Annotated in this window: 12 protein-coding genes; 6 read left to right on the plus strand and 6 right to left on the minus strand. The window is 67.4% G+C overall.

The window, feature by feature from the left end; genetic code table 11:
• Positions 1-23: 23 nt before the first annotated feature.
• Entirely contained in the window at positions 24-986 is a 963-nt protein-coding gene (locus ACODS4_RS19055) for a helix-turn-helix domain-containing protein (protein WP_488866444.1), read from the plus strand.
• A gap of 120 nt (positions 987-1,106) precedes the next feature.
• On the opposite strand, the gene ACODS4_RS19060 is transcribed toward ACODS4_RS19055, so the two are convergent.
• The 6 genes from ACODS4_RS19060 to fsa all read right to left on the minus strand — a co-directional run bounded on the left by ACODS4_RS19060 (position 1,107) and on the right by fsa (position 7,305).
• The gene (locus ACODS4_RS19060) at positions 1,107-2,549 is read right to left on the minus strand and encodes an amidase (RefSeq protein ID WP_488866445.1); all 1,443 of its coding nucleotides are present in this window, start codon (positions 2,547-2,549) and stop codon (positions 1,107-1,109) included.
• 98 nt (positions 2,550-2,647) lie between these two features.
• Positions 2,648-3,865 carry an MFS transporter gene (locus tag ACODS4_RS19065; protein WP_488866446.1) on the minus strand — a complete coding sequence of 406 codons (1,218 nt, stop codon included), beginning with the start codon at positions 3,863-3,865 and terminating at the stop codon, positions 2,648-2,650.
• 12 nt (positions 3,866-3,877) lie between these two features.
• Positions 3,878-4,831 (minus strand): SphA family protein, encoded by a 954-nt coding sequence (locus tag ACODS4_RS19070; RefSeq protein ID WP_488866447.1) that lies wholly within the window; start codon positions 4,829-4,831, stop codon positions 3,878-3,880.
• A gap of 131 nt (positions 4,832-4,962) precedes the next feature.
• Positions 4,963-5,913, minus strand: coding sequence for a tyrosine recombinase XerC (locus ACODS4_RS19075; protein ID WP_488866448.1), 951 nt, complete (start codon positions 5,911-5,913; stop codon positions 4,963-4,965).
• Positions 5,910-6,623: a DUF484 family protein gene (locus ACODS4_RS19080; RefSeq protein ID WP_488866449.1), complete on the minus strand. Its 714-nt coding sequence runs from the start codon at positions 6,621-6,623 to the stop codon at positions 5,910-5,912. The genes ACODS4_RS19075 and ACODS4_RS19080 overlap by 4 nt, the downstream gene beginning before the upstream one ends.
• A 25-nt stretch (positions 6,624-6,648) precedes the next feature.
• The gene (fsa, locus tag ACODS4_RS19085; RefSeq protein WP_488866450.1) at positions 6,649-7,305 is read right to left on the minus strand and encodes a fructose-6-phosphate aldolase; all 657 of its coding nucleotides are present in this window, start codon (positions 7,303-7,305) and stop codon (positions 6,649-6,651) included.
• A 103-nt stretch (positions 7,306-7,408) separates the two neighbouring features.
• Here fsa and ACODS4_RS19090 point away from each other — a divergent pair, with 103 nt between their 5' ends.
• The 5 genes from ACODS4_RS19090 to ACODS4_RS19110 all read left to right on the plus strand — a co-directional run bounded on the left by ACODS4_RS19090 (position 7,409) and on the right by ACODS4_RS19110 (position 13,814).
• Complete coding sequence (locus tag ACODS4_RS19090) at positions 7,409-9,649, plus strand: primosomal protein N' (RefSeq protein WP_488866451.1); 2,241 nt, start codon at positions 7,409-7,411, stop codon at positions 9,647-9,649.
• Positions 9,650-9,797: 148 nt separating this feature from the next.
• Positions 9,798-10,301, plus strand: a complete 504-nt coding sequence (locus ACODS4_RS19095; protein WP_488866452.1) for a cache domain-containing protein — start codon at positions 9,798-9,800, stop codon at positions 10,299-10,301.
• A gap of 443 nt (positions 10,302-10,744) precedes the next feature.
• Entirely contained in the window at positions 10,745-11,314 is a 570-nt protein-coding gene (locus ACODS4_RS19100; RefSeq protein ID WP_119830263.1) for a F0F1 ATP synthase subunit delta, read from the plus strand.
• Positions 11,314-12,843, plus strand: coding sequence for a F0F1 ATP synthase subunit alpha (gene atpA, locus ACODS4_RS19105; RefSeq protein ID WP_488866453.1), 1,530 nt, complete (start codon positions 11,314-11,316; stop codon positions 12,841-12,843). Before ACODS4_RS19100 ends, atpA begins: the two co-directional genes overlap by 1 nt.
• An 83-nt stretch (positions 12,844-12,926) precedes the next feature.
• Positions 12,927-13,814 (plus strand): F0F1 ATP synthase subunit gamma, encoded by an 888-nt coding sequence (locus ACODS4_RS19110; protein ID WP_488866454.1) that lies wholly within the window; start codon positions 12,927-12,929, stop codon positions 13,812-13,814.
• Positions 13,815-13,828: the final 14 nt, after the last annotated feature.

The following is a 13,828-nucleotide window of genomic DNA, read 5'->3' on the forward strand; positions in this document are numbered from 1 at the left end:
TGGACCGTGGCGCACAGGACAGGATGGGTCATCGCGCACGGGTCTTCACCGCCCGTTCGGTGGACGCAAGCCAGCACGCGAGTCTGGCCGCCGGGTGGGATCTGACCTTTTCCCAATGGTCGCCCGGACGCTTCAACGGCGCGCTCGCCGCTGTCCAGCTCGACCGGATGCAGATCCTGCGCGATCAGACCAACCGCGCCCTCAGCAAGCAGGGAACCGCCTGGACCGGCTCGCTGGTGTTCAGCCTGCCGATGGGGGCCAACGGGGAAGGGCGTCTGGCCGGGCGGACGCTGTCCTTTCCCTCCGGCCTGTTGGCCAACGCGGGCAATTTGCCGGAGTTGCGCACGCCCGAACAGCTTGATCTGGTGTGCGTCGCGGTGGATCGCGGGTGGTTGAGCGACATGGCGGAAGCGTCCGGCTGCGCGCTCGCCGCCCGCCGGATCAAAACCACCCCGAACCGGCTGCATGGATTGCCATCGACCAACCAGCGCCTGTTTCAAAGCTTTGAGGATATTTTCGGCAATCTGCCCGAATTGGCGCAAACGCTGGAGCATCACGGCAGCCGGGCAGCGTTGGAAAGCCTGGTGGCCGACCTGCTGCTGGAGGCTCTGTCCACCGGCGAGGGCGACGATTTGCGGGCGTCCCCGCCGCACAAGCGGGTCGTCGACAAGGCTCGGGCCTATGTGATGGGCAACATGGACCGCCAACCCGCCATCGACGACGTTTGCCGCCATGTCGGCGTCAGCCGCCGCAAGCTTCAGAACTGCTTCCACCAGACGCTTGGATGCAGCCCGGCCCAATTCCTGCGGGTGATGCGGTTGAACGGCGTCCGGCGAGCCTTGCAGAATCCCGAAAAAACCAGCCCGGCGTCGGTCGGCGACGTCGCCGCCCATTGGGGCTTTTGGCATCTGAGCCGCTTTGCCGGTGACTACCGCGACCTGTTCGGGGAACTTCCGTCCGAAACGCTGCGCCGCGCGCGGGCCTGAGGCGGCGGACGACCAAAGGAAAACGCCAAAAACGCCACGGCGCGGCCCCTCCGTTGGGAAGGGCCGCGCCGTGCGCGTCGGCGGAAGGCGGGGAGGGGGCGGTTTTGCCGACGACCCGCTTTACAGCGCGTTGATGGGCGGCACGCGGTCGGCCCAGGGTTGGGCGGCTTCCAATTGCCCGGCCAGCGCGAACAGCCGCGATTCCGCCCCGAACGGCGCGGCGAAATGGCTGCCGATCGGCAGGCCCGCGTCGCTCCAGAACAGCGGAACCGACATCGCCGGTTGACCGCTGGCGTTGAACAGCGCCGTGAAGGGCGAGAAGCCATGGAATTGGTGGATGAGGTCGTCCAGCGTCTGGCCGTCGTGCATGTCCAGCGCGCCGACCAGGACCGGCGGCTTCGCCAGGGTCGGGGTCAGGAGCAGGTCGCAGCCGTTGAAGACGCCCGCCATGCGGCGGCCCAGCGCGTGGATCCAATCGACCGCCGCCGCGTAGCGCGCTCCGCTGACTTCGCCGCGCGCGCGCAGCAGGATGCGGGTGCGTGGCTCCAGATCCGCTTCGTTCACCGGATGGCCGCTGACCTGCCCCAGGAACGTCAACAGGCTGCGGGTCTGGGCGCCGATGATGGTGAACACGGTGTCGTAGAACTCCAGCGCGTTGACCGGCAGGGTGATCTCTTCCACCCGATGCCCCAGGCTTTCACAAAGCGCGGCGGTGTGCTCGACCGCCGCGAGGCAGGCCGGATCGGTCGGCCAGGGGGCGAGGCTGCGCGCCAACCCGATCCGCAACGCCTTCGGTGGGCGGCTGACCGCCGTCAGAAACGGTTCGGTCTGGGGTGGGGCGTCATAGGGGTCGCCAGGGGCCATCCCGGCGGTGGCGTCCAGCAGGGCGGCGCTGTCGCGCACCGACAGGGTGATGGCGTGGTTGATTCCCATCCCGGCCCACCCCTCGCCGATCAGCGGCCCATTGGACACGCGCCCGCGCGTCGGCTTCAGGCCGAACACGCCGCAGCAGGAGGCGGGAACCCGCAGCGACCCGCCGCCGTCGTTGCCATGGGCGAAGGGGACCGCCCGCGCCGCCACCAGGGCCGCCGCGCCGCCGCTCGATCCGCCCGGCGTGTGGCTGGGCGACCACGGGTTGCGGGTGGCCCCGAACAACCGGGATTCGGTGGCGTAGGAGGTGCCGAACTCCGGCGAGGTCGTGGTCCCGGCGATGACCACGCCCGCCCGGCGCAGACGGGCGACCACCTCGCCGTCCAGCGGGCCGACGCCGCGCGCGCAGGTCAGCGACCCGTTGGTCATGCGCACGCCGCGCACCGGCATGAACAGGTCCTTGATGACGGTCGGGACGCCGTGGAAGGGGCCGTCGCCGACCGCGCCGTCGCGCGCCGTGGTCCGCGCGGACTCGCGCAAATCCTCAACCACGGCGTTGAGCGTCGGATTCACCCGCTCGATCCGCCCGAGGATGTCCTCCAGCGCCTCCATCGGCGTGATGGCTCCCTGGCGGATCAGCGCCGCCAGACCAAGGCCGTCCCGCCATTCCGTGGCGATGCTGCTGTGATCCATGATGTCTGTCTCCTGACGAGTCGGAAAAGGCCGCAGGGGGAGGTTCCAAGCGCCCCTGCGGCAAGTGGGTGCGCACGCTCACACGGGTGAGGGCGTTCTCACGCCGGGTCTGTCCCGTAAGCCGGTCGGGCGCGGCGCGCGCCCACCAGCAACCACACCCCGGCCAAAGCAAAAGGCGCGACGCTGAACAGGGCGATTGCCGAGGGGATGCTGTGCGTGGTCGCGGCGATGACCGCGATCATGATCGGGCTGACGAACTGGCCGAGATACAGGCAGGAGGTGAAACCGCCCACGCCCCGCGCCCGCGCCGATTCCGGCAGATTTTCCAGCAGCGGGGCCAGCGCGTTCGGCACCAGCATGCCGCCGCCGAAACCATGGATGGCGACCGCCGCCAACACGGCGTTGTAGCTGTCGGCGCGCGCCATCAGCCACAGCCCCACCGCCAACAAGGCCAGCAGCAGGGCGTTGACGAGCGCGGTTCCCAGACGGCGGCGGACCAAGGGCCAGACCAACGCCCCCGCCAGCGTCGCCAGCAGCCCCAGACCGGCGCACAGACCGATCAAGGTGCTGGAGGTCACGCCCAGACCGACGACGATGACCGGCGACTGAACCGGCACGACGAAGCTGGCGAGCATCCCGATGAAGATCAGGCTGTAGGCCGTGGCAACCCGCCGCCACGCCGCCGCGTCCAGCGCGGTTGGCGGCGCGTCTCGCCGTTCGGCGCGCGTCGGTTCCCACAGCGTCGCCGCCATCGCCGGCAGCAACAGCAAGGGCAGCAGATAGAGCAGGAACGGCGCGCGCCACGAGGTTTCGCCGACCGCCCCGCCGATCACGAAGAAGAGCGAGCCGATCACCGCGATCGTCACCACTTGGCGACCGACGTAACGCGAACGGTCCGGTCCCTGCCAGTAATCGCCGATCAGGGTGGTGCAGCAGGTCATCACCATGGCTTCGGCGCAGCCGAACAGCAGGCGCGTGGCCAGAATGTGCGACAGATCGTTCAGTTGACTGGGGGCGGCCCCCAACAGCGCGTACAGCAGCGTCGCCAGCATCAGCATCGCCTTGCGCCCGAACCGGTCGGCCAACCACCCGGCGATCGGGGCGAACAGCGCGATGGTCAGGGCGGGTCCGGCGGCGACCAGGGGGACCAGCGCGTCGGCGTGCGCGGTGATCGGCCCGAACTCCGCCCCGATCTTGGGCAGGACCGGGGCGATCATCACCGACCCGACGATGGTCAGACTGCTCCCCAGCAGAATGACGGCCCCCTGTTTGCCCGTGGCCTGCCGGGGGGCGGGGGGCGTGGAAATGGTGGTCATGTCCAGCCTCCCTTAGAACGAATACGCGACGCGAAGCGCGGTGGCGATACCCTGGGAGCGGTTTTGCGCCCCGAACTCCTTGTAGCTGTGGAACGTGACCAGCGGCTTGCCCGGCTCAAAGTAGCTGAGGGCCGGACCGACGGCGAACACCCGCGCCCGGTTGCCGGCGCCTGAACCGGGACCGGCGTCGTCGGTGATCTGCTGGTACCAGTAGCCGCCCAACCCCGCCGTGACCGGGCCGATGTGCTGGCCAACGGCGAATTCGTGCTTGAACTCCACGCCGCTGCGGTACTTGGTCTTCGGGTTGGTGGTGTTGACGTCCAGCTCAAAATTCGAGGACAGCTCGAACCCGCCTTCGGTCAGATAGGTGACGCCGACCACCGGGGCGAAGGACCAATGGTTGGCGCCGGGGTTGAACAGCCGATTCACGTCGTAGCCGCCGGTCGGAGCCTGGATCTGGGCGGCGGCGTTGATGAACAGGTTCTTGGCCTGCCATTGCAGCATCACCGGATAGACCTGGATGTCGCCCAGCTTGAACGCCTGGCTTTGCAGGTTGAGCGGGCCGACCGGCGTGCGAACGGTCAAGTGACCGCCGATGTCGAGAAACGGCACGACGGCGCCGAAGCCGTATTTGGCCCCCAGAATCTCGACATCGGTCATTTTGATGTAGGCCGCGCCGATGGACAGCACATGCAGGTTGACGTCGGAGTTGGCCGTGTCGCCCGATCCGTCCTTGATTGAGGTGGCGGAATAGAAGTTCGTGCGCAGCCCCACCGTGCCATAGGGCGTGGGCGGCGGCAGCATGCCCGCGCCGAACTCAAACACGCCGAACGGCGTGGTCGGCGCGCCGTTTTCCGTCGCCGTCGCGCCGGACGTCCACCCACCCGCCGCCGCGCCGACGGTCAGGGCCAACGCGGCCAAACGGCTTTTGCGCGCGCGGGTTTTGAAAAAGCTCTGGATGCTCATAACGCCCCCTGTTCTTTGATTGCTTTGTGGGGCAAGCGTAGGCAGGGGGAATGATCGACCGTTATCCGGTTTCGGCACGAATCAAACGCGAGCGATCCGATGAAAAACGGGGGCGCGCCGGGGGGCGGCGCCTACCCCTTGCGCGCCCGTGGGTGCGCCAAACGGTAGACGTTCATCAACTGCTCGTTCTCCAGATCCGTGTAGCGCGCGGTGGTGGAGAGCGAGGCGTGGCCTAGCAGATCCTGGATCGACCGCAGATCGCCGCCGTCGGCCAGCAGATGGGTGGCGAAGCTGTGGCGCAGGGCGTGCGGGGTGGCGCTGTCGGGCAGGCCCATCAGGCCGCGCAGCTTTTGCATCTGGTGCTGGGCGACGCTGGCGTGCAGCCGCCCGCCGCGCGCGCCGACGAAGAGCGGGCCGTCCGGGGCCAGTGTGAAGGGGCAGACGTCGAGATAGGCGCGGATCGCCTCGCTGACCGCCGGAAGCACCGGGATCATCCGCTCCTTGCGGCCCTTGCCGGTGACGCGCAGCGTGTCGGTCAGCGGCGCGTCCTTGCGGGCCAGCCCCAGCGCCTCGGAAATGCGCAGGCCGCAGCCATAGAGCAGGGTGTAGAGGGCGCGGTCGCGCTTGCCGATCCAATGGTCGTCGCGGTCCAACTCGCTTTCGTTCAGGAAGCGGTCGGCGTCGATCTCGGTCAGCGGGCGGGGCAGGGGGCGTTTGACCTTCGGGGTGGACAGGCTGGCGATGGCCGGGTTGTGCAGCCGCCCGCTGCGGTCCAGCCAGCGGAACAGATTGCGCAGCGAGGCCAGCTTGCGCGCCCGGCTGGCCCCGATCAGCCCATCCATCGACAGGCGCGACAGCCATGCCCGAAAATCCCCGGCCTTCAGATCGGCCAGATCGTTCAGCGACGGCGGCTGACCACCGCGATAATCGGTGAGGAAACTCAGAAATTCGGCCAAATCGGCGCTGTAGGCGGCGCGTGTGTGCGGCGACAGCGTGCGCTCGCTCTCCATCCAGCGCCGCCAGTGGTCCAGCGCGTCCTGAACGTCGGGCTTGGCGGAAAAACCGAGAACGGGCTGGGTCACGCGGGCAGCTCCAGCCAGCCCCGGATGACGCGCTCGATCACGCGGGCGAGAAAGCCGACCAGTTCGGTGCCTTGACCGCCGTGAAAGGTGTCCGGGTCATGGCTGCCGAAGGCGAGCAGGCCGTCGGGCGTCTCGCTCGACACCTGGATGCGGATCAGGGCTTCCGACCGCACCAGGGCGGCGGCGTGGCCGTAAAGTTCGGGGTCGCCGATGATGTCGGCGTTCAGCACGACGTCGGCGCGGCCCAGAAGATCGGCGATGGTCCCCGGTTCCACCACGCGCACGCCCGACGTCTGGACGTGCGGAATGTCGGTCCCGTTCGATTCGACGACCAGACAGGCGACGTCGAGGTCGAGCAGAACCGCCAGATCGCTGGTGATGGTCTGGATCAACTGCTCAAAGCTCTGGGCGTCGAGCAGATAGAGAACGGCGGCGTGGATGCGGTTCTGACTGTTCAGGTTGGCGCGGCTGGTGCCGACCAGCTCGTGGTGCTGCTCTTTCAGCCGCCGCATCTCGCCGCGCAGCCGGTCCACCATGAACATCTGGAAATCCACCACCCCGCGCCCGTGATCGGCGGACGGCGGGGTCAGATGCTGGACCAGATCGGCGTTCTGGACCAGGAAATCCGGGTGGCTCCGCAGATAGGCGCGCACGTCTTCGGAGGAGACGGGGTGCGTCGGTCGTTGGGTGTGTCCCGGTTCCCGGCCCATGGGCGTCGTTCCGTCGCCGTGGATCTTAGAGGATCGACTGGCCGGTCTTCTTCCAATCCTCGACGAACTGGGCGAGGCCCTTGTCGGTCAGCGGATGGTTGAAGAGCTGCTTGAGCACCGAGGCCGGGGCCGTCACCACATGGGCGCCCAGGCGCGCGGCCTTGACGATGTGGATCGGGTTGCGGATCGAAGCGACCAGCACCTCGGTCTTGAAATGATCGTAGTTCTTATAGATCTCGCAGATGTCGGTGATGATGCCCATGCCGTCCTGGCCGACGTCGTCCAGACGCCCGACGAAGGGCGACACGAAGCTCGCGCCCGCCTTGGCGGCCAAGATCGCCTGAGCCGGGGAGAAGCACAGCGTGACGTTGACCATCGTCCCCTGCGACGACATGATCTTGCAGACCTTCAGACCGGCGGGGGTCAGCGGCACCTTCACCGCGACGCGGTGGGAGATCTTGGCGATCTTCTCCGCTTCCTTCAACATGGTCTCGAAATCGGTCGAGGCCACCTCGGCGCTCACCGGGCCGTTGACCACCTCGCAAATTTCCGCCACGAGGTCGAGAAACTGACGGCCGCTCTTGGCGATCAGGGAGGGGTTGGTGGTAACACCGTCGAGCAGACCGGAATCGGCCAGATCGCGGATTTCGGCAATGTCGGCGGTGTCGACGAAGAACTTCATGACGAAGGGTCCATGCTTGCAGAAGATGACCGGGTCGGCCTCATCGGCGGCGCGCCGATGATCCGTCCCGCCCGGCGCCCGGGATATGGCCTCACTCTAGCCCATGCGTGAGGCTTCCGCCAGTTCCCGCCCGCCCGAATCCGGGGATCCCCAAGGCGATCTTCTGGGGGCGGAGACGCGCGTCGCCGTGCTGCTGCCGCTGCCGCTGCGCGAGGCCTACGACTACCGCGTGCCCGATGGGATGACGCTCAACCACGGCGATTTTGTCGAGGTTCCGTTGGGGCCGCGCCGGGTGATCGGCGTCGTCTGGGGGCCGGGGGCCGGGGTGGTGGAGGCGCGGCGTCTGAAGCCGGTGGTCCGCCGGTTCGACGCGCCGCCGATGACCGCCGTGGCCCGCCGCTTCGTCGAATGGGTCGCCGCCTACACCATGACGTTGCCGGGCTTCGTGCTGCGGATGGCGGTCAGCGTCCCGGCGGCGCTGGAGCCGCCCAAGCCGATCCTGGCCTATCTCAAACGGCCCGACGCGCTGGCTCCGCCCGGCTTCAAGATGACCGACGCGCGCCGCCGCGTGCTGGCGCTGCTGGAGGATGGGCCGCCGCGCACGCCGGGCGAACTGGCCGAGGAGGCGGGCTGCGGCGCGACCGTGGTGCGCGGGCTGGCCGAGGCCGGGTTGCTGGAGCCGCTGCTGTCGCCGCCCGCGCCGCCCTTGGGTCGTCCCGACTGGGCGCGGCCCGGCCCGGCGCTGTCGCCCCATCAAGAGGCGGCGGCGGACGATTTGCGCGGGCGGGTTCAGTCGGGCGGCTATTCCACCGTGCTGCTGGACGGCGTCACCGGATCGGGCAAGACGGAGGTCTATTACGAGGCCATCGCCGCCGCGCTGAAGCAGGGCAAGCAGGCCTTGATCCTGCTGCCGGAAATCGCCCTGTCGGCGCAGTGGCTCGACCGCTTCGCCCGCCGTTTCGGCGCCGCGCCCGCCGAATGGCATTCGGAGTTGACCGGGTCGCAGCGCCGCGACACCTGGCGGGCGGTCGCCAAGGGAGAGGTTCCGGTGGTGGTCGGGGCGCGGTCGGCGCTGTTCCTGCCCTATCCCGATCTGGGCGTCGTCATCGTCGATGAGGAGCATGATTCCGCCTACAAGCAGGAGGAGGGGGCGATCTACCACGCCCGCGACATGGCGGTGGCGCGGGCGCATCTGGGCGGGCTCCCCATCGTGTTGGTGTCGGCCACCCCGTCGCTGGAAACCAAGGTCAACGCCGACAGCGGGCGCTACGCCCGGATCGAGCTGCCCGCCCGCCATGGCGGCGCGCAATTGCCGGAGGTCGCCTTGGTCGATTTGCGGCGCGACCGTCCGCCCGCCCGCCATTGGCTCGCTCCCAGCCTGCGCAAGGCGTTGACCGAGACGTTGGCCGGTGGCGAGCAAGCGATGCTGTTCCTGAACCGGCGCGGCTACGCCCCGTTGACCCTGTGCCGGGCCTGCGGCCACCGCATGCAATGCCCCAACTGCACGGCGTGGCTGGTTGAACACCGGCTGGCGCGCAAGCTCCAGTGCCATCATTGCGGCTTGCAACAGCCGCTGCCGCCCGCCTGCCCGGAATGCGGCGAGGAAGGGGCCATGGCCGCCTGCGGCCCCGGCGTCGAACGCATCGCCGAGGAGGTGGCGGAGCTGTTCCCTGACGCCCGCGCCGCCATCATGGCGTCGGACACCCTGTTCGGCCCGCGCGCCATTCAGGAGATGGTGCGGAAGATCGGCGATCACGAACTCGACATCATCATCGGCACCCAGGTGATGGCCAAGGGCCATCATTTCCCCATGCTGACGCTGGTCGGGGTGGTGGACGCCGATCTGGGCCTGAACGGCGGCGATCTGCGCGCGGCGGAGCGCACCTATCAACTGCTCCACCAGGTGGCGGGGCGGGCGGGGCGCGGCGAGCGGCCTGGAACGGTGATGCTGCAAACCTTCATGCCCGAACATCCGGTGATGCAGGCGCTGGCCGCCGGAGATCGCGACGGCTTCTATCAGTTGGAGGCGGAGATGCGGCAGGACGCCGGGATGCCGCCCTTTGGCCGGTTGGCGGCGCTGATCGTGTCGGGCGAGGATCCGACGCTGGTGGATCGAACCGCCATGGCGCTGGGTCGCGCCGCGCCGCGCAGCGAGACGGTCCATGTGTTGGGGCCGGCCCCGGCGCCGCTGGCGCTGTTGCGCGGGCGGCACCGCCGCCGCCTGTTGCTGAAGGCTCCGCGCGCGACTCACGTTCAATCGTTGATCGCCGAATGGTTGGAGCGAGTGGACGTGCCACCCGCCATTCGTGTGCAAGTTGATGTGGATCCCTACAGTTTCCTGTAGGGATGAAACAAAAATTCGGATGATCCTGCGACGAATTGTCCGGTTTGCGCAAGCATAGCACCCGTGACGATTGATCCATTGCGCGATGGCGGCGCATGGTATTACCAGATTTTGGCTTTCAGCCCCGCCGCTTCATTCGAGTTTTCTGATGGACCGCTTCGCCCGCCGCTTTCATCGCCAAACGCTGCTGACGGTTCTGCCCGTTCTGCTGCTGCTGCTGGTCATCGCGCTGGCGGCGGGCGCTCCGGCGCGCACCCGTGGCACCGACGCGGAGGCGGCGGCGATGATGGACCGGGCCGAAGAGTTTCTGCGGCGCGACGGCGTGGGCGCGGCGGTGGCGGCCTTCGCCCGCCGCGACGGCCAATTCATCGACCGCGACCTGTACCCGATGCTGTTGAATCAGGACGGGGTGATGTTGGCCCATGGCTGGACCCCGGCGTTGAACGGATCAAATCTGATTGATCTGCGCGACATCGACGGCAAACCCTTCATGCGCGAGGCGCTGGAGACGGTGGAAAAGCAGGGGAACGCCGACGTCACCTATCAATGGCTCGATCCGTTGTCGGGGCAGATCGCCCGCAAAACCCTGCACGCCCGGCGGTTGGCGTTGAACGGCGCGTCCTACACGCTGGCGGTCGGCGTCTATCGCTGACCATGGCGTGAGGGGCCCGACTCGCCGCCAATCCGGGGGGCTTTCCGACCGGGACGGCGTTCCAACCCCGCAAGCGTGGGGCGGCGTCGCGGGGCGGAAGATGGTGCGGCGCAATGAAGCAAGGCCCGTCGGCCACAGTCGCGGCGGCGCCTCCATCCGCCTCCCGGCAAAGGCGGCGCGGGCGGGAGTGGCGGCAAAGCGCAGTTTTTCGGTGGCGTTCTCGGGGATCCGGTATGACCACTCACCCCGGATTTGCCCTGATCGAACCAATGATTCCGCAGTTGCTCAAAACGCCGCAGTCAAATTGTCCAGACCCGGTTGCGTGGTGGCGGATCCTGTGATATTGGACCGCTCGCTTTCGCGGCTGGGGTGTTTGTGCCTCGGGTTGACACCCTCTAGAGCCGCTGAATTCACCGTCTACCGAACTCAATTCGAGGGATCAGGTGGCATCCGAAGGAACAGGCGTTTCCGAACTCGCCGCGCGTTACTCCACCGCGCTGTTCGAGCTTGCGGACGAAAATCAAGCGTTGGACACGGTCGCGAGCGATCTGTCCACGTTGAAGCAGATCCTGGCCGAGAGCGCTGACCTGCGTCGCCTCGTCCGCAGCCCGGTCATCAGCCGCGCCGATCAGGCGCGGGCGATGGGCGCCGTGCTGGACAGCGTCGGCTTGTCCGATCTGACCAAGCGCTTCATCGGGCTGGTGGCGGCGAACCGTCGCCTCTTCTCGATCGATGGCATGATCGAGGGCTATCTGGCCAAGCTGGCGAAGCGCCGTGGCGAAGTGACCGCGCAGGTCACGTCGGCTCAGCCGTTGAGCGACGCTCAGCGCCAGGCCGTGATCGACGCGCTCAAGGCGTCCATCGGGTCCAAGGTGTTGGTCAACACCGCCGTCGATCCTGAATTGATCGGGGGCATGATCGTTAAGTTCGGCTCGCGCATGGTCGATACCTCGGTGCGCACGAAGCTGAACAAATTGCAACTCGCCATGAAGGCCTCAGGGGGATCAGTCTGATGGATATCCGCGCCGCAGAAATCTCTGCGATCCTCAAGCAGCAGATCGCGAATTTCGGAACCGAGGCGGATGTCGCCGAAGTTGGTCAGGTTCTCTCGGTGGGCGACGGCGTCGCCCGCGTTCACGGCCTGGACAACGTCCGCGCCGGTGAAATGGTCGAGTTCCCCGGTGGCCTTCAGGGCATGGCGCTGAACCTCGAGACCGACAACGTCGGCATCGTGATTTTCGGCGACGACCGTGGCATCAAGGAAGGCGACACCGTCAAGCGCACCGGCACCATCGTCGAAGTTCCGGTGGGCCGTGGCCTGCTGGGCCGCGTGGTCGACGGCTTGGGCAACCCGATCGACGGCAAGGGTCCGCTGGTCGACGTCGAGCGCAAGCGCGTGGAAGTCAAGGCGCCGGGCATCATCCCGCGCAAGTCGGTGCATGAGCCGATGCAGACCGGCCTGAAGGCCGTGGACAGCCTGGTTCCGATTGGGCGCGGTCAGCGCGAGCTGATCATTGGCGACCGTCAGACCGGCAAGACCGCCATCGCCATCGACACCTTCCTGAACCAGAAGCCGATCAACCAGGGCGACGACGAGAGCAAGAAGCTCTATTGCATCTACGTCGCGGTTGGTCAGAAGCGTTCGACCGTCGCCCAGATCGTCAAGACCCTGGAAGACGCCGGCGCGCTGGAATACTCCATCGTCGTCGCCGCCACGGCGTCGGAAGCGGCTCCGCTGCAATTCCTCGCGCCCTACACCGGCTGCACGATGGGCGAGTATTTCCGCGACAACGGCATGCACGCCCTGATCGTGTACGACGATCTGTCCAAGCAGGCCGTCGCCTACCGTCAGATGTCGCTGCTGCTCCGTCGTCCGCCCGGTCGCGAAGCCTACCCCGGCGACGTGTTCTACATCCACTCGCGCCTGCTGGAGCGCGCCGCCAAGATGGGCGACGCGCATGGCAACGGCTCGCTGACCGCTCTGCCGGTCATTGAGACCCAGGCGGGCGACGTGTCGGCCTACATTCCGACCAACGTGATTTCGATCACCGACGGTCAGATCTTCTTGGAAACCGGCCTGTTCTATCGCGGCATCCGCCCCGCCATCAACGTCGGTCTGTCGGTGAGCCGCGTCGGCTCCGCCGCCCAGATCAAGGCGATGAAGCAGGTCGCGGGCACCATCAAGATGGAACTCGCCCAGTACCGTGAAATGGCCGCCTTCGCGCAGTTCGCCTCGGACCTCGACGCCTCGACCCAGCGCCTGCTGGCGCGCGGCGCCCGTCTGACCGAGCTGTTGAAGCAGGGCCAGTTCCAGCCGCTGCCCGTCGAAGAGCAGGTCGTGTCGATCTTCTCCGGCGTGAAGGGCTATCTGGACGCGATCCGCGTCGAGGACGTGAACCGCTTCGAGGCCAAGTTCCTCAGCGAGATCCGCGCCAAGGGCGCGGACATCCTGGCGGCGGTCCGCACGGACAAGCAGATCACGTCGGCGACCGAAGAGAAGCTGAAGGCGTTCCTCGACGGCTTCTCCAAGGTCTTCGCCTGACCGACCGCGTGGGGGCGGGAAACCGCCCCCTACCGTCACACAAGACGGGCACGGAACGACCTCGAGCGGAATGAAGGGCCGGCATGCCTAACCTCAAGGACCTAAAGAACCGGATCGCGAGCGTCCAATCGACGCGCAAGATCACCTCGGCCATGAAGATGGTCGCGGCCTCCAAGCTGCGCCGCGCGCAGGAGCAGGCGCAAGCCAGCGGTCCCTACGCCGAACGCATGGGCCGGATGCTCGCCTCGTTGGCGGCCAACGTGCAGGGCAGCGGCAACGGGCCGAAGCTGATGACCGGGACCGGCGCCGACAAGGTGCATCTGCTGGTCGTCGTCAGCTCGGATCGCGGTCTGTGCGGCGCCTTCAACGGCTCCATCGTCCGTGAGGCCAAGCGTCAGATCGCCCGTCTGCAAAGCGAAGGCAAGACCGTCAAGCTGTTGACCGTCGGTCGCAAAGCCCGCGATCAACTGCGCCGCGAATACGCGCCGCTGATGGTCCAGAGCTATGAGGATGTGGGCCGTCGTCGCCTGTCCTTCGCCGACGCCGACATGGTGACGCAGAAGGTTCTGGCGATGTTCGAGGGCGTCGAGTTCGACGTCTGCTCGATCATCTTCAACAAGTTCAAGTCGGCGATCTCGCAGATCGTCACGGTTCAGCAGCTCATCCCCTTCGCGCTCCCGGACACGGGCGCCGCCGCCTCGGCGGACGAGGTGAAGGCGGTGTACGAGTTCGAGCCGGACGAGGAGCAGATCCTCGCCGAACTGCTGCCGCGCAACCTGTCGGTCCAAATCTACCGCGCCCTCCTGGAGAGCGCCGCGTCCGAACAGGGCGCGCGGATGACCGCGATGGACAACGCGACGCGCAACGCTGGCGAGATGATCAACAAGCTGACGATCACCTACAACCGGACGCGCCAAGCCTACATCACCAAGGAGCTGATCGAGATCATCTCCGGCGCCGAGGCTCTCTAAGGCGGCATCCGCCC

This window comes from Azospirillum sp. FG154 (assembly GCF_057809575.1).

Coding starts and splice junctions, on each gene's coding strand:
- ACODS4_RS19055 (WP_488866444.1), top strand. CDS start 24: ATGGGTCATCGCGCACGGGTCTTCACCGCCCGTTCGGTGGACGCAAGC.
- ACODS4_RS19060 (WP_488866445.1), bottom strand. CDS start 2,549: ATGGATCACAGCAGCATCGCCACGGAATGGCGGGACGGCCTTGGTCTG.
- ACODS4_RS19065 (WP_488866446.1), bottom strand. CDS start 3,865: ATGACCACCATTTCCACGCCCCCCGCCCCCCGGCAGGCCACGGGCAAA.
- ACODS4_RS19070 (WP_488866447.1), bottom strand. CDS start 4,831: ATGAGCATCCAGAGCTTTTTCAAAACCCGCGCGCGCAAAAGCCGTTTG.
- ACODS4_RS19080 (WP_488866449.1), bottom strand. CDS start 6,623: ATGGGCCGGGAACCGGGACACACCCAACGACCGACGCACCCCGTCTCC.
- fsa (WP_488866450.1), bottom strand. CDS start 7,305: ATGAAGTTCTTCGTCGACACCGCCGACATTGCCGAAATCCGCGATCTG.
- ACODS4_RS19090 (WP_488866451.1), top strand. CDS start 7,409: ATGCGTGAGGCTTCCGCCAGTTCCCGCCCGCCCGAATCCGGGGATCCC.
- ACODS4_RS19095 (WP_488866452.1), top strand. CDS start 9,798: ATGGACCGCTTCGCCCGCCGCTTTCATCGCCAAACGCTGCTGACGGTT.
- atpA (WP_488866453.1), top strand. CDS start 11,314: ATGGATATCCGCGCCGCAGAAATCTCTGCGATCCTCAAGCAGCAGATC.
- ACODS4_RS19110 (WP_488866454.1), top strand. CDS start 12,927: ATGCCTAACCTCAAGGACCTAAAGAACCGGATCGCGAGCGTCCAATCG.